This window comes from Kineothrix alysoides, from assembly GCF_000732725.1.
GTDB lineage: Bacteria > Bacillota > Clostridia > Lachnospirales > Lachnospiraceae > Kineothrix > Kineothrix alysoides.
The window spans coordinates 783,894-808,141 of the sequence record NZ_JPNB01000001.1; the positions used below are offsets into that span (position 1 = coordinate 783,894).

The following is a 24,248-nucleotide window of genomic DNA, read 5'->3' on the forward strand; positions in this document are numbered from 1 at the left end:
ATTCAAGAGATGTGGACTTAGAAGCAGTGCATATCGATTGACTTAATAAAAAATTAATAATATAATGAGATTCGACAGAAAAACGGGACGCTGAAAGGAATGGGTGAAGAGTGAAAAATAAATTTTCACTTCCCCGGATTTGTATGCGTGCCAAAGCACGCGGATAGGAGGCAAATATGAAATTTACATTTGCGCATAATAATTTTAACGTAATCGATTTGGAAAAGTCCGTAAATTTTTATAAAGAAGCATTAGGGCTTGAGGAGATAAGAAGAAAGAAGGCGTCTGACGGCAGTTTTGAGCTTGTTTTTATGGGTGATGGGACTACGGGACACCAGTTGGAGCTGACATGGCTTCGCGATTGGGAAAAGGATAACTATAATTTGGGAGATAATGAATTTCATCTTGCCTTCGTAACGGACGATATAGATGACGCTCATAAAAAACATGACGAAATGGGATGCATCTGCTTCGAAAATAAGGCGATGGGAATTTATTTCATCAACGACCCGGACAATTACTGGATCGAGATTGTTCCGGCGAAATAAAACGGATATAAAAATTTTAAATAACGAAAGCGGAAATGGAGACGTAAACGATGAAACAATTGGAAGAATATGTACGGAGTATCCCGGATTTTCCGGAGGAAGGCATTATTTTCAGAGATGTGACGAGTGTTCTGCAAGATGCGGACGGACTGCAGCTTGCGGTAGATACCATGCAGGATAAGGTAAAGGATTTGGAATTTGACGTGGTAGTAGGACCGGAATCGAGAGGATTTATTTTCGGAACACCCATCGCATATAATTTGAAAAAGCCGTTTGTGTTGATTCGGAAAAAGGGAAAGCTTCCTTGTGAAACGGTGTCTATCGATTACGAATTGGAGTATGGAACCGCAACGATAGAGATGCACAAGGATTCTATTAAACCGGGGCAGAAAATTCTGATTGTGGATGACTTGATCGCCACGGGCGGAACGACTGAGGCTATGATACGTCTCATCGAGTCATTAGGTGGGGAAGTGGTAGGAATCGTCGTTATGATCGAGCTGGCAGGATTAAAGGGCCGGGAAAGATTAAAGGATTACAGATTGGAATCCGCGATTTGTTACGAGGGAAAATAGGGGCTGTTTTTAAAGGTATTGGGTGAAATTGGATATAATTCAATAAGAATATGGCCGGTGATGAATATGACAGAAGAAAAGAAACAGATGACAACCGATATGAGCGAGATGGTCTTCGATGACGGAAGGATTGAAGCCATTCAGGAATTCCAAAGTCCTGAGCAGTTGTTCCAGGACCTTATTTTCCGTGTGCGCAAATATCACCCTTCAGATGATATATCGTTGATTGAGAAAGCTTACAAGGTAGCCTATGATGCCCACAAGGATCAGGTCAGAAAGTCAGGCGAGCCATATATCATTCACCCTTTATGCGTAGCGATTATATTGGCGGATCTGGAGCTGGATAAAGAGACCATTGCCGCAGGGCTGATGCACGATGTGGTAGAAGATACCATTATGACGGAAGAGGAAATAGAGCGGGAGTTCGGCTCGGACGTAGTACTTTTGGTGGACGGCGTTACGAAGCTGCAGCAATTGCAGCTTACGGGAGATAACGAAGGAAAGACGCCGGATAAGCTGGAGATTCAGGCGGAAAACCTCCGAAAGATGTTCCTCGCCATGGCGAAGGACATTAGAGTCATTTTGATCAAGCTTGCGGATAGGCTGCACAATATGCGTACTCTGAATCATATGCCTCCTGAGAAGCAGCAGCGAATCGCAAGAGAAACACTGGATATTTATGCGCCTATTGCGCAGAGACTCGGTATTTCCAAGATAAAGGTGGAGCTGGATGATTTATCTTTGAAATATCTGGAGCCGGAAGTTTATTACGATTTAGTTGATAAGATAGCTATCCGGAGAAGTGAGAGGGAAGCGTATATTCAGGGCATTGTAAATGAAGTTGAGCAACATATAGAAAATACCGATATCAAGGCGCAGGTTGACGGCCGTATCAAACATTTTTTCAGCATTTACAAGAAAATGAAGAATCAGGATAAGACTATCGATCAAATTTACGATTTGTTCGCAGTCAGGATTATCGTGGACACAGTCAAGGATTGTTATGCGGCTCTCGGCGTTATCCACGAGATGTATAAGCCGATTCCGGGGCGCTTCAAGGACTATATCGCTATGCCCAAGGCCAATATGTACCAGTCTCTTCATACGACGCTGATCGGTGCCAATGGGCAGCCCTTCGAGATTCAGATACGTACCTATGAAATGCACAAGGCGGCGGAGTTTGGTATTGCCGCCCATTGGAAATATAAAGAGTCCTCCGACGGAAAGAAAGTGGAGGAGAGAGAAGAAGAAAAGCTCGTATGGCTCAGACAGATTCTCGAGTGGCAGAGGGATATGTCCGACAATATGGAGTTTATGAATCTGCTCAAGAGCGATTTGGACCTGTTCTCGGACAGTGTTTATTGCTTTACGCCTACAGGAGATGTCAAAAATCTTCCGGCTGGTTCTACGCCTATCGATTTTGCCTACAGCATTCACAGCGCGGTAGGAAACAAGATGATCGGTGCGAGAGTGAACGGCAAGCTGGTCACCATAGATTATGAAATTAAAAACGGTGACCGGATTGAGATTCTTACCTCCCAGAACTCTAAGGGTCCCAGCCGCGACTGGTTGAACGTCGTTAAGAGTACGCAGGCGAAGAGTAAGATCAATCAATGGTTCAAGAACGAACTTAAGGAAGATAATATCGTAAAAGGCAAGGAGCTTTTGGCTGCCTACTGCAAGGCAAAAGCGATTAATACCATAGACATTATGAAGCCGGAATATATGAATGCTATTATGAAAAAGTATGGCTTCAAGGATTGGGATTCCGTCTATGCGGCAGTAGGGCACGGTGGTTTGAAGGAAGGCCAGATCATCAACAAGATGCAGGAGCTTTATGACAAGGCGCATAAAAAGGCGCTGACGGATGAAGAAGTGCTTGCTTCCGTTGCCGAAGGTAATTACCAGAAAAAAACGCAGGCCAAATCGGGGAGCGGTATTGTAGTAAAAGGGATTCACGACGTGGCGGTGCGTTTTTCCAAATGCTGTAGTCCGGTTCCGGGAGATGAAATCGTTGGTTTCGTTACTCGTGGAAGAGGTGTGTCTATTCACCGGACCGATTGCGTCAATGTCATCAATATGCCGGAGATGGAACGTGTGCGGCTCATTGATGCGGAGTGGCAGCAGTCCACAGAGGAGATTACCGGCGAGAAATATTTTTCGGAAATCAGGATATTCGCCAATAACAGAAGCGGTCTGATTGCGGATATATCCCGTGCGCTTACGGAGAAGAACGTGGATATTTTATCTATGAATACGAGAACGAACAAGCAGGGTCTGGCGACCTTGTCTACCTCCTTCGAAATAGGAAGCAGGGAAGAGCTTAACCGCATCATCGATAAAATAAGAAGCGTGGAAAGTGTTATCGACATCGAAAGGACTACCGGCTGACCCGCGAGAGGAGAAGGATTAACGGAATGGCGAATTTGAAAATAGGACGTATGGTGCTCGGCATCTGTCAGACTAATTGTTATTTTGTATACAGGGAGGGATGCGTCGATGTGATATTCATCGATCCTGCGGATTCGGGAGATTATATTTATGAATCCTTGAAGGAAAAAGGCTTTCAGGTAAAGGGAATCCTCTTGACACATGGACATTTTGACCACATCTGGGGAAGCGAAAGGCTGCGGGAATTAAGTGGGGCGAAAATATATGCCTATAAGGAAGAAAAGGCTCTGTGTGAGGACTCTGTAAAGAACGTATCCGAACAGGCGGGGCGGGCTTATACGGTAGTGCCGGACGAATATTTGGAGGATGGAGCACGGATAACTATAGCCGGAATGACCTGCCGTCTTATCGCAACTCCCGGGCACACGATAGGAGGCTGCTGTTATTATTTCGAGGAGGACAGAATGCTTATAAGCGGCGATACGCTCTTCCAGGAATCGGTAGGGAGAACGGATCTGCCTACGGGAAGTATGAGCACGCTTACAAGGTCTATTAAAGAAAGGCTGTACGTGCTGCCCGATGAGGTTAAAGTATACCCGGGGCATGGGGAACCTACGGAAATTGGATGGGAGAAGAAATATAATGCTTTTTGCCAATGAAAGAAATCGATAGAATAAGAAATGTTGAAAAAGCTTGGAACGTTTAGGAAAATGTTCCGGGCTTTTTTATATTATTTTGATATTGACAATAGTGTGTGATATACACTATAATATGATACACAGGAGGAGAAAGTAATGGGAGAACTGAATGAAATATTATCATCGCTGATTTTGGAGCTTAGAAGGGGTACAATAGTGCTCAGTGTCATTAGTCAGCTGAATGAGCCGCAGTACGGCTATACCCTCGTCAAAAGTATGGAAGAAAAAGGCGTAAGCATAGACACGAACACTTTATATCCGCTGCTGAGAAGATTGGAAAAGCAGGAGCTCCTTGTAAGTGAATGGGAGACTGACGGAAGTAAGCCGAGGAAATATTATAAGAGAACTGAGTTAGGCGATGTGGTATATGAGAGGCTAACAGCGCAGTGGAGGGAAATGACGGAGAGCATGAACCGTTTATTGGAGCAGGAAACCATTTAGGAGCAGGAGACGAAATAAATCCGAGGGAAAGGATGATAGGAATATGATGAAAGAAAAGTTATCTAATGAATTGACGGAAAAGTATTTATACGATGTAGTGCGGCGCCTGCCGGAGAAGCAAAGGAAGGATATCGAGCAGGAGCTTAGAACGTTAATCGAGGATATGATAGAGGAACGGGAAGGCAGCGGAGAAGTAAGTCGCGAGGAATGTGAAAGAGCGGTACTTACAGAACTCGGCGATCCGGCAAAGATGGCAAGAAGCTATCGCGGAGACAAAGAAGGGCTGATCAGCGGGGAATATTACGACAGATATTGCTACATTTTAAAAATCGTCCTTCTATGTGCCGGCGCGGCAATTCTTTTTTCGGATATTATCTCTGCGGTTGTCCACGTAGTGAATAACGAAACATTCGATGCTATCTCTGCGATAGGTTACGAAGTAAATGAGCAGCTATTGAGCGGTAGTATGTGGTGGGAGGTATTCGATATAGGAATCACGCTTCCGTCTGCTCTTTTACAAATATTTGGCGTTATAACGCTGATTTTTGCCCTTATGCAAAGATATCATGTGAAGCTCGATTTGTCTGAGGAAGAGTGGTCCGTGGAAAAGCTCCCTCAGATTCCGTATAAAAAGGCAATGATAAGCAGGGGCGAGAGTGCGGTAGGAATCGTCTTCGGAGTGCTGGTAATTATCCTATTCGCTTATAGGCCACAGCTTATGGGAGCATGGATAAGACAAGGAGATGAGATGGTATCGATTCCGATTTTCAATTTATCTATATGGGGGAAGGTGCTTCCGTTTTTTATTATCAGTGTTATGGCAGGCATCATCAGCGACTTTGTGAAGCTCGTGGCAGGGCGGTATAACTATAGAGTGATGGTGACGACTATTGTGATGGATATTGTAGGCTTTATTATGACATTTATATTCATGAAGGTACTGCCTATATGGAACAAAGATTTTATGCAGGCATTGCAGCGGGAAACCGGAATTGCCTTTTCCTCAAAGGGAGATTTGCTGACTTATTATAATACAGATATCTTTATTAACGGAATTGTAATAGTAATTCTCTTTTTCTTTCTGCTGGACATAGCAACTACGGTTTATTATACTGTAAGATATGGAAATAAGGATTGAGTTATAATTTTATTCAGATAGATAGCTTTCTCTGGATGTGATAAATTTAATCCGGCAATAACATGGAATGTCAGGAGAGGGTATGATGTCATCAAAAATACAGATTTCTTGCGAAATGGAGATTACATTAAAAGTAATAGGCGGTAAATGGAAGCCTTTGATTCTTCATTATCTTATGGAGGAAGGTCCGAAGCGATATAATGAAATTCTTCGTTTTTTGCTGGATGCTCATAAAAAAACGCTCACAACGCAATTGAGAGAATTAGAAGAGGCGGGAGTGATCCAAAGGAAAGTATACCCAACGACACCGGTGCAGGTTGAGTATGCGATCACGAAACACGGGGAAACGCTATACCCTATTTTGGAAGCCATGTGCGACTGGGGCAGTAGCAATATCGGAGATAAATATGAATTGACACATGCTCAATGTGGATGTGATAAATGATATAAGGGAACCTCAAGGTGCCCTGGGGGGAAAAATGTGCCTTCTTGTATTATCTGATTAAGAGTCCTATACTGTAAGCAAATAATAGAAAGAAGGGTTTTTTATGGATAATTTTACTTTTTATGCTCCAACATACTTTGCATTTGGGAAAGAAACAGAGAATGAAGCAGGCAAGTATGTGAAGCGCTTCGGAGGAAGCAGGGTACTGATTCATTATGGAGGAGGTTCTGTGATTCGCTCCGGACTGTTAGATAGGGTGAAACGGTCACTGGAGGCGGAACAATTGGCATATGTCGAGTTGGGAGGAGTGAAGCCGAACCCCAGAAGTGGATTGGTTTATAAAGGAATTGACCTTTGCAGAAAAGAAAACATTGATTTTATTTTGGCTGTAGGCGGAGGCAGTGCCATCGATTCAGCCAAGGCAATCGCAGCGGGTGCGTTGTATAGTGGGGATTTCTGGGACTATTATGAAGGTAAAGCAGTAGAGGAGGCTCTGGCTATTGGCACGATCATAACGATATCCGCAGCAGGAAGCGAAGGTTCAGCAGACTCTGTCGTTACGAAAGAGGAAGGAATGTTTAAACGGGCAACGACTGGAGAGGCACTGCGCCCTAAGTTTACAATTATGAACCCTTCATTGACTCAGACGCTTCCCGCTTATCAGACTGCATGTGGGATTACCGATATTATTGCTCATTTATATGAACGTTATTTGACCAATACGAAAGAAGTTGAAGTGACTGACCGGATGATAGAGGCTTTGATGCTGACAATGATTCATGAAGGGCCCAAAGTGATGGAAGATCCGGATAATTATGAAGCAAGAGCAAATATTATGTGGGCAGGAATGATGGCTCATAATAATTCTTGTGGAGTGGGGCGTACACAGGATTGGACCAGCCATGACATAGAGCACGAGTTATCCGCGCTGTATGACTGTGCGCATGGAGCAGGTCTTGCGGTGGTTATGCCTGCTGTATTTAGCTATAATATGAAACATAATGTCATGCGTTTTGCACAAGCAGCGGTTCGCGTCTGGGGATGCCAGATGGATTTTGAGCAACCGGAAAAAACCGCTCTGGCCGGAATTGAAGCATTGCGCCAATTTCTGATTTCTATCGGAATGCCAAAGAACTTTCATGAACTTGGAGCCAAAAAAGAGGATATTGAAAAATTGGCACATACAGCTTGTTATGGGGATGTAAATACAGGAACTTTAGGCGGATTTGTAACACTGAATCAAAAAGATGTGGAAAATATTTATAGGCTTATGGTTTAAAGGAGATGGTTATGGAAGAGGGAAAATACATCAAGATAAAAGAAAATATTGAAAAACAAGAAAAAATACTGCGGTTTGATCATTTTTCAAATAGTGATGCCTGGGAATTAGGAAAATTTTTCGTTGAGAGAATTGCTCAAAAGCAGATTGATTTAGCTGTTGCAATTCGAAGGTTAAACGGCAATATTATTTTTCAGTATGCGACAGAAAATACAAATCTGAATAATCAGAATTGGATGCAGAGAAAATTCAACACAGTTCTTCTCATGAATTGCAGCTCATTAAATGTATGGGCAACATCTTATATAATGGAGGAGCAAGTGGAAACACATGGGTTAAGTACAAAAGACTATGCCTTTTGCGGAGGAGGTTTTCCAATCCGGCTAAAATCGGGTGAAATAGTGGCTGTACTTACTGTCTCGAATTTACCGCATGAACAAGACCATCAATTTATCGTGGAAGCTATAAGTGAATGGTTGGCGGTTGAGAACGTTCCTTCTTTTGAAGAAAGTGTATTTTCATAATTCGTAAAAGCGATTTTGAGATTAGAAAAAATCAAATTTACCAGTTAAAAAGCAAATAGCCGAAACTGTCAATATAAAGGTATTGTCAGATTTCGTTATAGGCAGGATAGAATAGGACTAAGTCTTTCACTTCATGAAAATGAAGTGAAGATTTGGTCCTATTTTAATTTTATCCGATAATAAAATGGAAGCGGAAGAAATCCTCAATTGTAAATCGAGATGCAACCCATCTCAATTCAACTAAGAATTAATTAAGTAAAATATTATTTATACACCAGGAGGTTGCATCCTGGCTTACAAAAGATTGGCTAATAACCAGTCTTTTTGTTTGCACTTTTATTTTGTTACATATATCCTATGATAGTTGGCGGCAGATTGGAGGATATATGTCTAAATTTTTTACATATGAAGAAAGACTTGATCTGCAAAAGTTTCTAAAGGAAAGTCTTTCATTTAAAGAAATAAGCCGCAGATTGGATAAGAATCCAACAACCATATCACGTGAGGTACGTAAGTATAGTTCTGAAATTGCCACTGGTTATCCCGGCTATCCATTCAACTTGTGTAAAAACAGATTTAACTGTCGTAAGAAAGGCCTGTGTGGTAAGGACTGCACTCGTAAATCCGCACAGTATTGTAAACTATGTCAGTCCTGCAATCCGAATTGTGATGAGTATGTTGAGGAAGTCTGTACTGCCAGATTTAGAGTTCCGTATGTCTGCAATGGTTGTGACACCATAAGAAAATGTACATTGCTAAAAAATATATATGATGCAGAACACGCTCATATTAAATCCCATGAAACGATTACCCAGTCACGAAGCGGGCTATGCGTATCAGAGGAAGAAATCAGCAGGTTGAATAAAATCATCTCACCATTAATTCAGAATGGACAGTCTGTAAATCAGGTTTACATCAATCATGAAGATGAGCTTATGTGTAGTGAAAAAACAATCTATAACTACATTGATGCATGTATGTTTGATGTAAGAAATATTGATCTTCCAAGAAAAGTTAAGTTTCGTGAAAGATATAAAAAGCCTGAGTTCAAAGTTGATAAAGGATGCCGTATTGGTCGTAATTATGAAGCCTTTACTGCGTATATGGAGAAGAATCCAGATACACCTGTTGTACAAATGGATTCTGTTATTGGTAGCAAAGGTGGTAAATGCCTTCTTACGATTCATTTTGTTGAATGTAGTTTAATGCTTGCATTTGTTAGAGATGCTAATACTTCCAAATCTGTAACTGATATTTTTAATGGTTTGGATATACTTTTAGGAAAAGAAGAATTCAGTCAACTTTTTCAAGTAATCCTAACAGACAATGGAAGTGAGTTCTCTAATCCAAAGGCAATTGAGTATCGTGAAACAACACCATTATGGCGAACCAAAGTATATTATTGTGATGCTGGAAGTCCCTATCAAAAAGGTTCCTGCGAAGTAAACCATGAATTAATAAGAAGAGTCCTTTCAAAAGGAACAGGCTTTGATCAGCTTACACAGGAAGAAGTGAATTTAATGATGAATCACATTAATTCTTACAAAAGAAAAAAGCTGAATAATCGTAGCCCATACGAAACATTCAGCTTTTATCATGGAGAAGAGGTTTTGGAAAAACTTGGATGCAAACCGGTAGCAGCCGGAGACATCATGTTAAAACCTGCACTTCTCAAAAAATAATTATTAACGTGCCGCCAACCAATCATCTGACTAAGGAATGAAGGGGTGGATTCTCCGATTACAAAAAAATCGAGAGGGAGTCGACCTCCCTTTGGCATGCCTGTAATTATCATAATACAGCAGAAAAAGCTGAAAATCAAACTGCATTTGGATTACAAATATGGCTTCTCAATTACAAAACTCTATATTTCACTTACAAAAGTGGCTTTTCGTTTACAAAACTTTACTTCTCAAATACAAAAACTGCGTTTTGAATTACAAAGTGGCATCTCGCCTTACAATTCACTGAAGCGGAAGAAATGAAGGTTTAATGAAGGAAATAATTGTGTATTTTTGCCATACTTTGTATACTTTTTAATCTAATATTGAAAAAAATTCCATATAAATTTAATATTATTTATTGGAAAAAGTAAATGTATTTAAGTATGGCATTGCGGTGCGAATATGTTTTACGTGAAAGAGGAACATTTAACAATCTTAATTTTCAATTTTGAATTACAGGGGGATTGCCTCATGGAGTAACTGGCTTACTGTGAAAAATCATTGTATACCTATTGTGAAATGAAATGATAGGAAGAAATATCAACTGGTTTTTTGCAAATCTGATAGATAACGAGGATAGTCAAAACGCTGGATTGGCAATAGAAGGCGGAGGAGAAGCAAAGCAAAATGAGAGCCTATTATTAATGAACAAACAGATAGAAGAAATGTGTAGATTTAGCTTGGGATAATTATAGAAAGGTTTATGCAAAGGGAGAAAGGTCACGATATGAGAGCGCGCAGGAAAATAGAAAAAGGGCAAGGCAGATATTCAGTATGGGAGAATTTGCGGTATGTGATTGCAGGAATTGTGAAATGGCAGCCGTTAGTCATACCTTGTACAATCATTCATGCATTGACACAAGGATTGAGTGTCTATGTATGGCTGTATGCTATAAAATGCATTATTGAGATATTCGAACAATCAGTGAAAGCGGGGGCAGAAGTACAAAAAGTACTATGTCTGGTGGCTATTGCAGCAACCACTGAGCTTGTGATGCTGGTCGCTTCTAACCTTTGCGACAAACAGGCAGAGGGAAGGATGCATGACGTGGAATACCATTTTGCTCTTTTTTGGACCACGAAGGTATGGACAATGCCCTTTTGCATGCATGAAGACCCGGAAGTACAGAAAAATATTTTTAAGGCCAGAAGGGCTATCAACAGCAACGGCAATGGTGTTGCGGGACTGCATTACTGGTCAAACCAATTGCTGCCCAATTTGGTTCGGGCAGTTATGGCACTGGTCCTTTTAGCGATGATCAATCCGTTTATCGTCATTTTGATATTAAGCTTGACTTTCCTCCGATTTGCTCTTATTAACAAGGCTTCCATTTTTGAAAAAGAAGAGTGCGAAAATAAGGTGGCCAAAGAACAGATGGCGAGCTGGACATACAGAGAAGAGACGGCGGATTTCGCATACGGGAAGGATATCCGTCTTTTTCAAATGCAAAAACCGTTATATCAACTGCTCCGAAAAGAGAGCAGCTTTTTAAATCAAAAGCATATACTGGCGCAAAATAAATATGCGAGATACTATGTCATAGGAGATATCCTTGGATTTTTAGAGGAGGGGATTACTTATGGTTTTCTCATTTACAAAGTTCTTTTCGGCGGATTAACGGTAGCTGATTTTACCTTGTATCTGGGAAGTGTACATAACGCATCGACTGCCTTGAATGAGATATTTACCAAATTCATCATCATATGCAGCGAAAGCCGCCATGTGAATGATTACCGCGATTTTTTGGAGAGCAATATCGAACAAGACAGCGAGAATATAAAAAGCAGTTTCCAAAAAGATTATCTTGCCTGTGAAGACGCCTTTAAAGAAACGAATGCGGACTTCAAATGGGAAAAGGATGCTGATTATGAATTTGTTTTTGATCATGTTTCTTTTCAATATCCCGGGGCGGATAGTTATGCGCTGAAGGATTTATCCATTTGTTTAAAATCCGGAGAAAAGCTGGCGATTGTGGGGCTGAACGGAGCTGGGAAGTCCACCTTTGTCAAGCTCCTGTGCAGATTATATGAGCCTACACAAGGGCACATTTATTTAAACGGCATAGATATTTCGGAATATGATTTAAACGATTATTGGGAGTTACTTTCACCGGTCTTTCAGGAAGATGAAAGCTTTGCGTTTCCCATCGCCCAGAATGTATCCATGCAAACTGCCCGTACACAAAACCGCGATAAGATCGCAGAATCCCTGCATGATGCAGATCTGGCAGGTAAGCTTCGGGAATTGCCGTTTGGCATAGATACTTATTTGTATAAAAATCTGAGTGATGACGGAATCGATCTTTCCGGCGGGCAGAAGCAGAAGCTGATGCTGGCGAGGGCTTTATATAAAGCGGCACCGGTTATCGTACTGGACGAACCGACGGCCGCACTGGATGCGATTGCAGAAAGCAAGTCATATGAGAACTTCAATCATATGGCCGGCGGAAGAACTACCGTCTATATTTCTCATAGGTTATCGAGTACTAAGTTTTGCGACCGGATTGCCATGTTCGAAGCGGGCGGGCTGATAGAATACGGAACCCACGAAGAACTGATGCAAAAGGGCGGAAAGTACGCCGGACTTTTTGCAGTGCAGGCGCAGTATTATGCGGATGAGGAGGAAACCTGTTATGCTTAAGACATTAAAATATTTTTACGGCACGGCATGGCGTGAAAGACCTTTCTACCTGCTATTTCTTCTCGCCAGTATCCTGTTGAATGCGGGACAGCCGTTTATTAATCTGATCCTGTCAAAATATTTGTTAGAGGAACTGGTGGGCGACAGAAACACGGAAATATTGCTATGGATTGTAGCGGGTATCGTAATAGGAAATCTTCTCTTCCTAAGTCTGATCCATGTGGCACGAACCAATCTCGCAAAATATGACGATTGGTTTGAACGCTATTTTTATGACAGGCTCAGCCTCAAGTCCATGACGATGGATTATCCTCTTACGGAGAATCCGGAAACACTGAATCAAAGGAGAAAAGCGGATGAGGGAATGGCATGGTATTCCGGCGGAATGAAGGGGCTTAGCGAAAGTATTCAGTTACTTTTCTCCTATGCACTCATCCTGGCAGGTGTTGTTTCCATTGTAGCGGTGATGAGTCCGGTACTTCTTATCGTCGCGTCATTTGCGGTAATAGGCGGGACCTTTACGGTATGGCAGACCGGCAAGATTCAAAAAATCGAGTTTGAAAAATTTCCAAAGGTAAACAGAGCTTTCGGTTATGCGACAAGGAATATCTTGGAAGTTAAATTTGCAAAAAGTATCCGCCTATATCACGGAGCACCAATGATGCGCGAGCAGTTTGTAAATACCACAAAGAAATGTTCCGATATTTTTTATTATACGGCAAACAGCATCGGAAGATGGAACTGTGTGGGAAGCTTTGTCAATTTTTTAAAAGGCCTATGTATTTACGGATATTTAAGCTATAAGCTCCTTACCGGCACTATCGGTATCGGAGATTTCACCTTGTTAGCCGGTGCTTCCAATAGCTTGAAGGATAGTTTACAGGGACTGCTGAATCAGCTTCAGGAAGTACATAGAAAATTAAACTTTATGCGTGAATATGTAAAATTTATAGATACGGAGGATACGCATAGGTTAGGAACGCAGACGATTTCGGAGAAAACGCTTCCTGTCATTGAATTTCGCAATGTTTCTTTCCGGTATCCATCCATGCAAGGATATGTACTGAAGGATATTAATATTACAATTTCCCAAGGGCAGCATTTGTCCGTAGTTGGCCTGAACGGGGCGGGGAAAACGACCTTTATCAAGCTCCTGTGCCGCTTATATGATGTGGATGAGGGAGAGATCCTGCTAAACGGTGTGAACATTAAAAACTTTGACTACGATGCATACATAAAAGAGCTTGCCGTCGTTTTTCAGGATTTTAAAATGTTCGCCTTATCCATACGGGAAAATATAAAACTCGGAGATTGGGAAAAAGAAGTACGGGAACAGGATATGGAAAATATTTGTGTGTTGAGCGGACTTGCACAAAAAGTAGAAGCTCTTCCCAAAGGTATGGATACGCAGATATATAAATATTTCGATAAGGAAGGCATCGAGCCTTCGGGCGGAGAAATGCAAAAACTGGCTATTGCAAGGGCACTTTACAAGGATGCTCCGATCGTTATTCTGGATGAGCCTACCGCAGCGCTGGACCCGGTTGCAGAATATGATATTTACAGACAATTCGATACATTAATAGGAGGTAAGACAGCGATTTATATTTCGCACAGACTGTCCTCCTGCAAATTCTGTGATAAGATAGCCGTATTTGCGGATAATACGATCAAGGAATATGGAACACATGAAGAGTTAGCGAAAATGCCTGATGGAATTTATGCAGAAATGTTTAAGGCGCAGGCGCGGTATTATGCATAAAACGTAGTTTGAAAGTATCCTTAGATGGCATGAAAACTATGCATGTTTGACCTCGGGTTAGCTAATCTGAAGCATCGGGGGAAACGTGCCGTACGTGCTGTCTTAAGACAATAAAATCTCTGGCTGGCCTAAATCGGCATAATATAGTACGGCGATATCTCCTTTGATATCGCTGTTTTGCTATGTTTTCCCTTGAATACGTCTCGTTTGTGTAATACTGCCGAACTGTTCACCATAAATGGTAACAACAATGGTTGCTGTAATTGTTAAAACATCTATTCTGTCGATACCGTATGCTTTGCATATTCTCGTAATGCTGTCTTCCGCACGGTTAACGTCCGCTCTGCTGTTTTGTGCAATATAACTAATTTCCTTTTAAATTATTTAGATAATAGATACATTGCTTTTTGATAGAAAATAAATTAAGATATATTTACAATATATTAAAAAACGTATATTCATATGAAAGAGATAATAGGTGAGTGATTTGATACATAAAGCGCTGATGCAAAAAGGTGGTATCGTAGCACAACAACTTGCTCAGGAATTTATCGGTATGGAAATAGGACAGCGTGTTCCTACCATAGAAGATTTTATAAATAAGTATAATGTTCCGCGAGGTACTGTTCAACAGGCTTTATTAAAATTAAAAGAGTTTGGTGCCATTGAGTTGGAAGCAAAAGGTCATTTGGGAAGCTTTTTGATCGACATGGATTATACTAAATTGATGGAAATCTGCAGCTTGGAAAATTTAGTGGGGGTCATGCCGCTTCCATATTCAAAAAGATATGAAGGACTGGCTACAGGAATATATACAACACTGAACCAATATAACGTAGTATCGGTGAACCTGGCTTTCATGGGAGGGTCCGACAGACGGATACAAGCTTTGCTTGACGGCAGATATGACTTTGCAGTAATGAGTTTGGCTACGGCAAAGCATTATGTAAATGATGGCTATAATATTGAAATAGTTTATAATTTAGGTATGCATACATATGTAAACGCCCATACTTTGATCATGAGAAAAGATTTTAATACAGTTCCGAAAAGAATAGGCGTGGACAGAACTTCTTTCGACCAGTTGAGTATGACTACAAAATATTTTAAAAATATGTCAATTGAAATTGTTCCGCTCCAATATTCACGTATCATTGAAAATATCAAAAAGAAAAATATTGATGCGGCAATCTGGAGTTTGGAAGAAAAGATTATAAGTGATGATGAGTTGCAATATAAAATCATCAATGACGAGGAACAAAAAGGAGATAATACGAAGGCGACGATCATTATTAAAAAAGAAGATGTTACCGTATGTAATTTTTTTAAACGATTTTTTGATATAGAAAAAGTACAGCAAATACAAAATGATGTTCTGATGAATGTTATTCTACCTAACTATTGATATAGTTAGGTAATTATTTCAAACCAATATACAAAAAAGAGTATATTGGTAATAAGAAAGGTTAATATCATGGATATTATGGAAAGAATAAATATAATGAAAGATTATGACTTGATAGATCAAATTATTTATAATGATTTGGCCGCAATCATAGATGTATTTAAAGAATCCGGTATTTTACTGAATGAAGAAAATGCAGGAATAATGATTACCCATATAGCTTCAGCATTTATACGCAATAAAACAAAAGAAAAAATAGAATCGCTCGATAGGGAAATTATCAAAGATATGCAAAATGATCCAATGTTTGACGAAGCATGCAGAATTTTTTGTATGATAAAATCAAGAATCCAAAATCACTTTAATGAAATAGAAAGAGAATTTGCACTGGTTCATATTTGTACTGTTTTAAATAATATGTAGTAAAGGAGTATGTCTGTAAAATGAAAATTGCAATTGGCGGAATGAAAAAGAATGAAATGGAAAATGAGGTAAAAAAAGCAGCACCGGAAATTGATACCATAATAACCACAGACATTATGGCCGTACAAATGTTAAAAAACGGCAGTGTCGATTATTATTTCGGAGCTTGTGAAAGCGGAGGAGGAGCTGCTATTGCCATACTTATAGGTATGCTCGGTTATTCGAAGTGCTGTACCGTAGCAAAGAACGGACAAACGGCAAAAAAAGAAGATATAGAAAAATTTATCGCAGAGGGCAAAGTGGCGTTCGGTATGGCACATAATACGATTGAAAATACAATACCGATACTGATAGATGCATTAAAGCAGAAAACCTAGGGTATGTAAGCATATCTGTATGACTCATTGGGAGGCAAAAATGAATTTTTTTGAAATATCTATGGTAATGATCCTTTGTGGGGTTACGGCGTTGATTTCTCATATGGGAATGGCTGTATTTCAGGATGGTCTGCGGCCTATCGTTCCTGAATGTACAGAGGGCAGAATGAAACGAAAGGAACTAAAATCTATTGCATTTGGATTAAGCGTGGGATTCATTGGTTCCGTCGGCTTGGTACATACTCTCGCTACAGGTCTTTTAAATCCCTGGCTGCTATTTTTAGCCACTGATATATTGGGTATAATGGCACGCAGGAAGTGGACAGCTTTTTTGTATGGCGGCATATGGGGGGCAGTATGTTCTATAGGCATCGTGTTGTTATTTGAAACTATTTCATCTTTACCTGTAGATATCATTGGTTCCTTAGATGTTTTATCGAAACTTTCTTTTATAGGATTCAGCCTATTTCCGATAGTGGCGGTATATGGACAGCATGGTGCAAGGAAAGGAATGTTCAGTACAGCGGTCATAGGAATGGCAGGCTTGCTGTCGAAAATTGCCTTAAACATAGATCCATTGATCATTATAACGGTAACAGGAATTTGTTTACTATATATATATTCCTTTACTAAAGATATAAAAGAAAAGACAAATAGAAATATACAATATTATGATGAATTTACGGATAACTATAAAAAGTTAAAAAAAAATGCAGTCTGGTTAATGCTATGTGGCGGTATTATTTCTGCAGTTGCGGGCATGGGAATATTTGGGGGATCCGAAGTTTCTATTTATATCCTTGCACAGCAGGATAAAACAGCCCGTATATTTGCATCGACAGCGGAATTAATACGAAGTCTCGGTTTTATACCCCTTATCACTACAGCGGCTGTCACTACGGGAGTATACGGTGTGGCCGGATTTACACTCTGCTATAGCATAGGATATTTAATTCCACATCCGGCAGCGGCAGGTGTGGCAGGAGCGCTGGTGATCTTATTGGAATTGCTGTCGTTAAAAGGCATTGACCGATTTTTTACAAAATTTCCTTCTGTCCGGGAAACATCGGATCATATACGCAGCTCTATGATGACAGTCATGGAATTCACATTATTGATCGGATCCATGATGGCTGTATTTAAAATGGGCGGGTATTTAGGATTTATACTTGGTGCAGGATTTTATTTTATAAATGAAGCTACCGGGAAAAAAGTTATGAAGATTGCAATAGGTCCCCTGTCGGTAATTGCTGCCGGTATAGTTCTGAATATACTTAAATTTACACAATTGATATAAAAGTAGGTGATGTTATGATACAAACGGTTTTAGGAGATATTTTGCCCGGAGAATTGGGTGTTACAATGTGCCACGAACATATATCAATGGATCTAAGCCATGTAAGACAAGACAAGGATTCTGTTTTTAGGGACAGAGAGTTAATTTTGGCAGAGTTAACAAAGCTTAAAGATTTTGGCGGCAAGTCTGTTGTTGAAGTGACAAGTGCCGATATGGGCAGAAAAATTGATGATCTGGTGTATTATTCCACGCAGCTTGGAATCAATATTATAGCGTCTACCGGTGCATATTTAAAACCCTATCATAATGAGTGGATTTTAAATAGCCCTATAGATGAAATAGCGCGGTATTTTATAAAGGAAATAACGACGGGTGTTGAAGATACAAATATAAAAGCGGGTATTATAGCCGAAATTGCAACCAGCGGTGAAGTAATATATGAAAGTGAAAAAAAAGTATTTTATGCTGCGGGCCTGGCAAGTGCAGCTACAGGCTGTGCGGTCAGTACCCATTGTGATATGGGAGCCAACGGGATAAGCCAGATCGATATGTTGATAAAGGCAGAAGCTGATCCAAAGAAAATAATACTTGGCCATATAGATTTAGCGGAGGATATAGAATATCAGGTGGAACTATTGGAACGTGGTGTAAATATAGCTTACGATACCATTGGTAAAGTCACTTATTTACCTGATACAATACGCGCCCGGAATCTGGTAAAACTTATTGATCAGGGCTATGAGGACCGGCTGCTTTTATCGCAAGACGTCAGCAGAATTTCCTATATGACAGCATATGGCGGAAAAGGATATACGGCGGTGCTTGGCTGCTTTGTGGACATGCTGGAAGAGATGGGGGTATCACAGGAGAGATTGTGCAAGCTGCTGATAGAGAATCCCGCAAGAATACTAAATATAGAAAAGGAATGAAAAGATGTTTTTAGATGACCTGGAGTTAAGAAATCCCAAATTAATAGAATATTCCTTTAAGATGCATCAAAGCGGCAAGATAAATCCCAATACATACATACTCGATCTAGATACTATTCTCAATAACAGCAAGGAATTGATTACAGAGGCTAAAAAATATGATATAGAGCCTTATTTTATGTCAAAACAACTTGGGAGAAATCCTTTGGTTTGTAAAAAACTTATGGGCCTGGGGTTTAAAGGTGCGGTGGTAGTAGATTTTCAAGAAGCTAAAATAATGATTGATAATAATATACCGATTGCACATATCGGGAATCTAGTACAAATTCCCGACGGGATGCTTAAAAAAGTAATAAGTTACGGTGTAGGGATGATTACCATATTCTCATTGGAAAAGGCTCGCAAAATAGATGAAATAGCAAGGCAGCTAGGCATCACTCAAAATATATGCTTAAAATTTTATAATAAAAAGGATTTTCTGTATGATGGACAAAAATCCGGATTTTTGCTGGAGGATCTGGAATATGTCTTAGCAGAAATACTGAAATTAAAAAATTTGAAGATAGACAGCTTGACTGCATTTCCCTGTTATTTATATGAGCAGAAATCGGATAAGGTTTTACCTACGGCTAATCTTAAAACAATGCAGTCAGCTCAAAAAAGAATACATAAACTATTCAATTTTGAGCCCAGGTTAAATGTTCCATCCTGTAATCAGGCCAATCTTATGTATCAGGTTTCGCTGCAGGGAGGCAGCAGCGTGGAACCCGGCAGTTCATTGATGGGAATGACTCCTGATAATGTAAATCATACATCCAGAGAAATAGCAGCCATGGTTTACGTGACTGAAGTTTCCCATAATTTTCAGGAGCATGCATTTTGCTATGGAGGAGGAAGCTATTTCAGAGGAAAAATTGATAAAGCATTGGTAGGAACAGATAAAGATGCTTCAAGGAAAATCAGTGTAATAAAGCCCGCCCCCCAAAATATCGATTACCATATAGAACTATCCGAACAAAGTGAAGTTGGTAAAACGGTGCTAATGGCATTTAGAACACAAGTATTTGTTACTCGCAGTGAAGTTGCTGTTATATCGGGATTACAGCAGGATAAGCCGAAGATAGAAGGATTTTATACCTCCGGCGGTCAGTTTATATCGGAGAAATCATGGGCAGATTTATAATAATAGTTTTGGATGGTTTTGGAATAGGTCAGACAGACGATGTTTTAGAAGTAAGACCAAGTGATAACGGCGCCAACACACTAAAAAGTATTTTGAGTAAATTTCCTGATTTAAAGCTAAGGAATCTCGAAAAGTTGGGACTGATGAATGCATACGGAGAATCCTCCGAATGTATGCATATGCAAAAAGATGTTACTTATGGTAAAGCCTCTTTAATGCATTATGGAGCGGATACATTTTTCGGACATCAGGAAATTATGGGAACTTTGCCTCAAAAACCTTTTGCTGAGCCATTCGGGAATAAAATAAACATAATAAAAGATAAGTTGATCCACAGCGGCTATATGGTTGAAACAATCCGTGTGAATAAACAGTCTTATCTGATGATCAACGATTGTGTTACTGCGGCTGATAATATGGAGTGCGATTCAGGACAGGCGTTTAATGTAACAGCCAGTTTGGATTATATATCTTTTGATGAAGTGGTAAAAATCGGTAAATTAGTAAGAAGCATTGCTACGGTTCCAAGAGTGATCGCTTTCGGCGGCAGGGATATCACAAAGCGGCAGCTAATGGAGAGTGCAGTTGAAAAAGGCTGTTTCGTAGGAATAGACGCGCCTAAGAGCGGCGTTTACGATAATGATTACCATTGTATCCATCTTGGTTATGGCGTGGATCCGAAGCTCCAGATCCAAACTATTTTATCCGATGCACATATACCGGTATTTATGGTAGGAAAAGCTGCAGATGTTATTCAAAATAAAAAGGGCACATCGATTTCGCTTGTACCTACCGACCAAGTATTAGAACAAACATTAAATATAGTAAAGCAGAACAAAAATATGTTTGTATGCGCCAATGTTCAGGAGACAGACTTAAGCGGTCATTCACAAGATGTACAAAGGTACAAAGAAGTACTTTTAATGGCTGATAAAGGGATTGGTGAAATAAGGAATAATTTGGAAAAAGAAGATGTTATGATCGTTATGGCTGATCACGGAAATGACCCTCTGATAGGACATTCAAAGCATACAAGGGAAAAAGTACCGCTGCTCATATATTCTCCCAACAAAACAGGCTTTATTGGTGAAAGAAAATCGCTGTCAGATGTAGCGGCAACGGCGGCAAAGTATTTTAAGGTTCCAAGCCCTCAAAACGGTAAAGCAATTTTAGATATTTTTTAAAAGCAGTAGTGTGAAAATGTATTTTTAACATACAGATTTGTGCCCGCAGTTCAAACTTTGCAGGCGATGAGAAAGGATTTTTATGAGTAATATTAATTTATTGAATTATATAACTAAATATGAAGCGGCAGCAGGTTACTTCGATTATAAACAAATTTCCATGCCTCAATATACTGAATTTAATATATTAAATCTAATAAAAATCATTTTTCCGGAGGGTATAGAAGAAAGTAATGCTCATACCGTTGATTTTGAGCAAACAGATCATATTGTTCCTCAGGGATATCGGCTGAGTATCAAGCCAAAAAGTATAAAGGTGACTTATAATACTCTTTCCGGTGCAGCTTATTCACTGATTACATTAAAGCATCTTGCAATGCAGGCAGAAAATAAGATTCCCTGCGGTGAATATATTGATGAGCCGACGTTCCCGGTTCGGGGTGTCCTTTATGATATCAGCCGCGATAAGGTACCTAAGTTAGAAACATTGTTAAGGCTGACAGATATCATATTCGAACTGAAATACAACCAGCTTCAGCTATATGTGGAAGGACTTACTTTTGAATATGAATGTTTTAAGAACTATCTGACAGAGCAGGGCTATCTGACAAAACAGGAAATTCTGACTTTACAGGAATATTGTAAGCAAAGATTTATTGATTTGGTACCGAATCAAAATACACTAGGTCATATGGCACCGTGGCTTGCAATAGATGATTTTTCTCCACTTAGCAAAAATCCCGAGGGCGAACTTGCTTTTGGCGTATTGCAGCCGTCGGCAACGTTAGATCCAGGGAAGCCGGAAAGCAGACAATTTATAAAAGCCATAACGGAAGAGATGTTAAGTGTATTTAACAGTGATAATTATAATGTAAATCTGGATGAAGCATTCGGTATCCAAACAGGGGAGGAATACAGCAACTGGGTTGCTTACATGGAATCACTTTGTAAGATTTATGACAAAAATATGCTTATGTGGAGCGATATGTTAAACACATATCCGGAAATCAAATCAGTGCTCCCCCGTAATGCAGTATTACTTGACTGGGGATATGAAGCTGATTATCCGTTTGATATGGAATGTAAAATACTTGCAAAAGAAGGATATAAATTTTATGTATGTCCGGGGACTTCCGCTTGGCGTTCGATTTCAGGCAGGACAGATAATATGATCAAAAATACGGACAATGCAATTGTATCTGCCATCCGGTACGGTGCCGAGGGAATCATCGCTGCCGAGTGGGGAGATTGTGGACACTGGCAGACATATCCGATCGCGATTACAGGTATTGCCTATATAGGCCTTTGTGCGTGGAGCGGCAAGCCTCTTAACAGATCTGTTTTAACCGGCTACCTGAACGATCAGGTTTATGGCGACGAGTCAAAGCAAATAGGAGACCTATTGTATGATCTGGGCAACCTTTACCTCGATGACGAACTTATGCTGTTAAACGGAACCTTTGCTTATCATTATTATTGTATGGGGATTGCGTCGAAGGAGCAAAAACAAAGTTATATAAAAGCCTTGCTCGATTGGATGATACCTTATGCGGAACGCTTTGAGCAAGAAGGTGAAAAAGAAATAGTGAAATACTTAAAAGCTCCGTTAAAGGAGAATTACAGTAAACAGCTTCAATTTATTGAAAATCAAAAATCAAAAATACAAAAGCTTCACTTAAATTGTGGGGATAAGAAAACAATAATTTTCGAATTGTATTTAACCGCCGCTATGCTTGAATTCTCTCTTGCAATAGCGATATATATCGAAAATCCGGATAAATCTATGTTAATGGAGATGAAGCCGGCTTTGGAGGAGATCATAGTAAAATTCAGAAAAAACTGGTTTGAACGCAACAAGAGCGGCGGACTGGAAAAAAGCATGCAGAATTTATTTGAAATAAAAAATCAGATTGAGAATGCTTTAAGTAGTTTATGACCCTGTTAATATTGCAATAGCAATATAAATAAAAAATCATAGGAGGTTATCATGAAGAATTCAAAAAGTTTTATGGCTGTCATTTTATGTATGCTCATAGTCTTATCAGGCTGCGGAGCCCAAAATGGCACAGCGGCACCGGTAAACGATGTAGAGAGCAGCACACAGGAGGAAAGTGCAAAAAAGGAAATCACACTTAAAACAGTAAGTATGTTTGGTGCAACAGACCCCGCATTGGAAGTTTATAACCAAACAGTGGAACAATTTAAAAAGGATAATTCAAATATTAAAATAGTTGATGAATCTTCAGCATCTAATGAAGAGTGGAAGTCAAGAATAAAAGCCGACTTTGCAGTGGGTAATGAGCCGGATGTTATTTTATACTTTACGGATGCAAACAGCTATGAGTTAATAGAAAAAGGCAGTTTTGTGGATATCGAAACGATACGTAAAGACTATCCGGATTTTGTAGACCATATTTTCCCTCATACTTTTACAAACGCACCGGACGGAAAGCAATATGCCGTTCCCACACGCGGTTTCTATGAAGCATTGTTCTGCAACAAAGATCTTTTTGATCAATATAATCTGGAACTGCCGACAAGCTGGGATAAGCTTTTGACAGCGGTAGAAACATTTAATCAGAATGGTATCGTTCCTTTTGCAGTGAGCTTTTCCGATGTACCGCATTATATGATAGAGCATTTGGTCTTGGCCGCAGGCGGAATCGATGACCATAAGGCAGTACCGGCTTCACCGGATGAAATACCTGATAGCTGGATCACGGGTATGGAGCAGCTTAGGGTTCTGAATGATATGGGTGCATTTCCTGTAGACGTGAATGCTACTACTTATCCGTTGGTAGGAGAGATGTTTTATGGAAAACAGGCTGCTATGACAATTGACGGTTCCTGGTTCATGGGCGGTATTGAGGATAAGGAAAATGTTGTTGTTATGCCCTTCCCCTCAATGGTTAAGGAAAACAGTGAAGAAATAATAGCAGGGTTTACGAGCGGATGGTATATAACGAAAAAAGCATGGGATGACCCGGATAAACGCCAAGCATGTGTAGATTTCGTCGAAATGGTTTCTTCTCCTGAATTTTTGGCTAAGATCACTACAGTTGCACCATGTGAAATCCCTGTACCGTCAGATATGACCGTACTTGACCAGTCCGGATTCGATACTTTTGTAAATGCAGGAGAAAAAACAGATCTTCCGATTGATTCCCGCATTGCAGGAGAGGCTTGGAATGCTTGGGTAACCTCCATCGGAAGCATTGCTGAAGGTGAAAAACAAGCGAAAGAAGTATTGACGGAAGTGATTGATATTTTCAATAAAAAATAAT

Annotated in this window: 22 protein-coding genes; 21 read left to right on the forward strand and 1 reads right to left on the reverse strand. The window is 40.0% G+C overall.

What is annotated here, in order from left to right; translation table 11 throughout:
- Positions 1-176: 176 nt before the first annotated feature.
- The 12 genes from CC90_RS0103770 (at position 177) to CC90_RS0103840 (ending at position 14,166) form a co-directional block, all read left to right on the forward strand.
- Positions 177-548, forward strand: a complete 372-nt coding sequence (locus CC90_RS0103770; RefSeq protein ID WP_031389490.1) for a VOC family protein — start codon at positions 177-179, stop codon at positions 546-548.
- A gap of 50 nt (positions 549-598) precedes the next feature.
- Entirely contained in the window at positions 599-1,123 is a 525-nt protein-coding gene (locus CC90_RS0103775; protein ID WP_031389491.1) for an adenine phosphoribosyltransferase, read from the forward strand.
- A gap of 66 nt (positions 1,124-1,189) precedes the next feature.
- Positions 1,190-3,514: a RelA/SpoT family protein gene (locus CC90_RS0103780; protein ID WP_031389492.1), complete on the forward strand. Its 2,325-nt coding sequence runs from the start codon at positions 1,190-1,192 to the stop codon at positions 3,512-3,514.
- A 26-nt stretch (positions 3,515-3,540) separates the two neighbouring features.
- On the forward strand, positions 3,541-4,173 hold the full coding sequence (locus tag CC90_RS0103785) for an MBL fold metallo-hydrolase (protein ID WP_031389493.1): 633 nt from the start codon (positions 3,541-3,543) through the stop codon (positions 4,171-4,173).
- Positions 4,174-4,308: 135 nt separating this feature from the next.
- On the forward strand, positions 4,309-4,653 hold the full coding sequence (locus tag CC90_RS0103790) for a PadR family transcriptional regulator (protein ID WP_031389494.1): 345 nt from the start codon (positions 4,309-4,311) through the stop codon (positions 4,651-4,653).
- A gap of 43 nt (positions 4,654-4,696) precedes the next feature.
- On the forward strand, positions 4,697-5,791 hold the full coding sequence (locus CC90_RS0103795; protein ID WP_031389495.1) for an HAAS signaling domain-containing protein: 1,095 nt from the start codon (positions 4,697-4,699) through the stop codon (positions 5,789-5,791).
- A gap of 82 nt (positions 5,792-5,873) precedes the next feature.
- Entirely contained in the window at positions 5,874-6,236 is a 363-nt protein-coding gene (locus tag CC90_RS0103800) for a winged helix-turn-helix transcriptional regulator (RefSeq protein WP_031389496.1), read from the forward strand.
- Positions 6,237-6,339: 103 nt separating this feature from the next.
- On the forward strand, positions 6,340-7,515 hold the full coding sequence (locus CC90_RS0103805) for an iron-containing alcohol dehydrogenase (protein WP_031389497.1): 1,176 nt from the start codon (positions 6,340-6,342) through the stop codon (positions 7,513-7,515).
- A gap of 11 nt (positions 7,516-7,526) precedes the next feature.
- Entirely contained in the window at positions 7,527-8,039 is a 513-nt protein-coding gene (locus CC90_RS0103810; RefSeq protein ID WP_031389498.1) for a heme-degrading domain-containing protein, read from the forward strand.
- A 386-nt stretch (positions 8,040-8,425) separates the two neighbouring features.
- Positions 8,426-9,721: an IS30 family transposase gene (locus tag CC90_RS0103815; RefSeq protein WP_031389499.1), complete on the forward strand. Its 1,296-nt coding sequence runs from the start codon at positions 8,426-8,428 to the stop codon at positions 9,719-9,721.
- A gap of 769 nt (positions 9,722-10,490) precedes the next feature.
- Positions 10,491-12,404 (forward strand): ABC transporter ATP-binding protein, encoded by a 1,914-nt coding sequence (locus CC90_RS23565; RefSeq protein ID WP_157837530.1) that lies wholly within the window; start codon positions 10,491-10,493, stop codon positions 12,402-12,404.
- Positions 12,397-14,166 (forward strand): ABC transporter ATP-binding protein, encoded by a 1,770-nt coding sequence (locus CC90_RS0103840; protein WP_157837531.1) that lies wholly within the window; start codon positions 12,397-12,399, stop codon positions 14,164-14,166. Before CC90_RS23565 ends, CC90_RS0103840 begins: the two co-directional genes overlap by 8 nt.
- A gap of 180 nt (positions 14,167-14,346) precedes the next feature.
- Here CC90_RS0103840 and CC90_RS25260 read toward each other — a convergent pair whose 3' ends face one another.
- The gene (locus tag CC90_RS25260) at positions 14,347-14,535 is read right to left on the reverse strand and encodes a threonine/serine exporter family protein (protein ID WP_081905958.1); all 189 of its coding nucleotides are present in this window, start codon (positions 14,533-14,535) and stop codon (positions 14,347-14,349) included.
- Between the two features lie 109 nt (positions 14,536-14,644).
- On the opposite strand from CC90_RS25260, the gene yhfZ reads away from it, so the two are divergent.
- From yhfZ to CC90_RS0103885, 9 genes are all read left to right on the forward strand, one after another.
- Positions 14,645-15,571, forward strand: coding sequence for a GntR family transcriptional regulator YhfZ (gene yhfZ, locus CC90_RS0103845; RefSeq protein ID WP_051869277.1), 927 nt, complete (start codon positions 14,645-14,647; stop codon positions 15,569-15,571).
- Between the two features lie 69 nt (positions 15,572-15,640).
- Positions 15,641-15,994 (forward strand): hypothetical protein, encoded by a 354-nt coding sequence (locus tag CC90_RS0103850; RefSeq protein WP_031389504.1) that lies wholly within the window; start codon positions 15,641-15,643, stop codon positions 15,992-15,994.
- A 20-nt stretch (positions 15,995-16,014) separates the two neighbouring features.
- The gene (locus CC90_RS0103855) at positions 16,015-16,371 is read left to right on the forward strand and encodes a DUF2620 family protein (protein ID WP_031389505.1); all 357 of its coding nucleotides are present in this window, start codon (positions 16,015-16,017) and stop codon (positions 16,369-16,371) included.
- A gap of 40 nt (positions 16,372-16,411) precedes the next feature.
- Positions 16,412-17,668: a YhfT family protein gene (locus tag CC90_RS0103860; protein WP_031389506.1), complete on the forward strand. Its 1,257-nt coding sequence runs from the start codon at positions 16,412-16,414 to the stop codon at positions 17,666-17,668.
- A 14-nt stretch (positions 17,669-17,682) separates the two neighbouring features.
- Positions 17,683-18,597: a phosphotriesterase family protein gene (locus CC90_RS0103865; RefSeq protein ID WP_031389507.1), complete on the forward strand. Its 915-nt coding sequence runs from the start codon at positions 17,683-17,685 to the stop codon at positions 18,595-18,597.
- Positions 18,598-18,601: 4 nt separating this feature from the next.
- A complete protein-coding gene (locus CC90_RS0103870) occupies positions 18,602-19,780 on the forward strand; it encodes an alanine racemase (protein WP_031389508.1) in 1,179 nt (392 codons plus the stop codon).
- Positions 19,765-20,964 (forward strand): phosphopentomutase, encoded by a 1,200-nt coding sequence (locus CC90_RS0103875; RefSeq protein ID WP_031389509.1) that lies wholly within the window; start codon positions 19,765-19,767, stop codon positions 20,962-20,964. The genes CC90_RS0103870 and CC90_RS0103875 overlap by 16 nt, the downstream gene beginning before the upstream one ends.
- An 82-nt stretch (positions 20,965-21,046) precedes the next feature.
- Positions 21,047-22,900, forward strand: coding sequence for a family 20 glycosylhydrolase (locus CC90_RS0103880; RefSeq protein ID WP_031389510.1), 1,854 nt, complete (start codon positions 21,047-21,049; stop codon positions 22,898-22,900).
- A gap of 51 nt (positions 22,901-22,951) precedes the next feature.
- Positions 22,952-24,247 carry an ABC transporter substrate-binding protein gene (locus CC90_RS0103885; protein WP_031389511.1) on the forward strand — a complete coding sequence of 432 codons (1,296 nt, stop codon included), beginning with the start codon at positions 22,952-22,954 and terminating at the stop codon, positions 24,245-24,247.
- The last annotated feature ends 1 nt before the right edge of the window (position 24,248 follow it).

What these genes read in the sequence shown, in the direction of transcription:
- CC90_RS0103770 (WP_031389490.1), top strand. Translation starts at nt 177, where the DNA reads ATGAAATTTACATTTGCGCATAATAATTTTAACGTAATCGATTTGGAA.
- CC90_RS0103775 (WP_031389491.1), top strand. Translation starts at nt 599, where the DNA reads ATGAAACAATTGGAAGAATATGTACGGAGTATCCCGGATTTTCCGGAG.
- CC90_RS0103780 (WP_031389492.1), top strand. Translation starts at nt 1,190, where the DNA reads ATGACAGAAGAAAAGAAACAGATGACAACCGATATGAGCGAGATGGTC.
- CC90_RS0103785 (WP_031389493.1), top strand. Translation starts at nt 3,541, where the DNA reads ATGGCGAATTTGAAAATAGGACGTATGGTGCTCGGCATCTGTCAGACT.
- CC90_RS0103790 (WP_031389494.1), top strand. Translation starts at nt 4,309, where the DNA reads ATGGGAGAACTGAATGAAATATTATCATCGCTGATTTTGGAGCTTAGA.
- CC90_RS0103795 (WP_031389495.1), top strand. Translation starts at nt 4,697, where the DNA reads ATGATGAAAGAAAAGTTATCTAATGAATTGACGGAAAAGTATTTATAC.
- CC90_RS0103800 (WP_031389496.1), top strand. Translation starts at nt 5,874, where the DNA reads ATGATGTCATCAAAAATACAGATTTCTTGCGAAATGGAGATTACATTA.
- CC90_RS0103805 (WP_031389497.1), top strand. Translation starts at nt 6,340, where the DNA reads ATGGATAATTTTACTTTTTATGCTCCAACATACTTTGCATTTGGGAAA.
- CC90_RS0103810 (WP_031389498.1), top strand. Translation starts at nt 7,527, where the DNA reads ATGGAAGAGGGAAAATACATCAAGATAAAAGAAAATATTGAAAAACAA.
- CC90_RS0103815 (WP_031389499.1), top strand. Translation starts at nt 8,426, where the DNA reads ATGTCTAAATTTTTTACATATGAAGAAAGACTTGATCTGCAAAAGTTT.
- CC90_RS23565 (WP_157837530.1), top strand. Translation starts at nt 10,491, where the DNA reads ATGAGAGCGCGCAGGAAAATAGAAAAAGGGCAAGGCAGATATTCAGTA.
- CC90_RS0103840 (WP_157837531.1), top strand. Translation starts at nt 12,397, where the DNA reads ATGCTTAAGACATTAAAATATTTTTACGGCACGGCATGGCGTGAAAGA.
- CC90_RS0103850 (WP_031389504.1), top strand. Translation starts at nt 15,641, where the DNA reads ATGGATATTATGGAAAGAATAAATATAATGAAAGATTATGACTTGATA.
- CC90_RS0103855 (WP_031389505.1), top strand. Translation starts at nt 16,015, where the DNA reads ATGAAAATTGCAATTGGCGGAATGAAAAAGAATGAAATGGAAAATGAG.
- CC90_RS0103860 (WP_031389506.1), top strand. Translation starts at nt 16,412, where the DNA reads ATGAATTTTTTTGAAATATCTATGGTAATGATCCTTTGTGGGGTTACG.
- CC90_RS0103865 (WP_031389507.1), top strand. Translation starts at nt 17,683, where the DNA reads ATGATACAAACGGTTTTAGGAGATATTTTGCCCGGAGAATTGGGTGTT.
- CC90_RS0103870 (WP_031389508.1), top strand. Translation starts at nt 18,602, where the DNA reads ATGTTTTTAGATGACCTGGAGTTAAGAAATCCCAAATTAATAGAATAT.
- CC90_RS0103875 (WP_031389509.1), top strand. Translation starts at nt 19,765, where the DNA reads ATGGGCAGATTTATAATAATAGTTTTGGATGGTTTTGGAATAGGTCAG.
- CC90_RS0103880 (WP_031389510.1), top strand. Translation starts at nt 21,047, where the DNA reads ATGAGTAATATTAATTTATTGAATTATATAACTAAATATGAAGCGGCA.
- CC90_RS0103885 (WP_031389511.1), top strand. Translation starts at nt 22,952, where the DNA reads ATGAAGAATTCAAAAAGTTTTATGGCTGTCATTTTATGTATGCTCATA.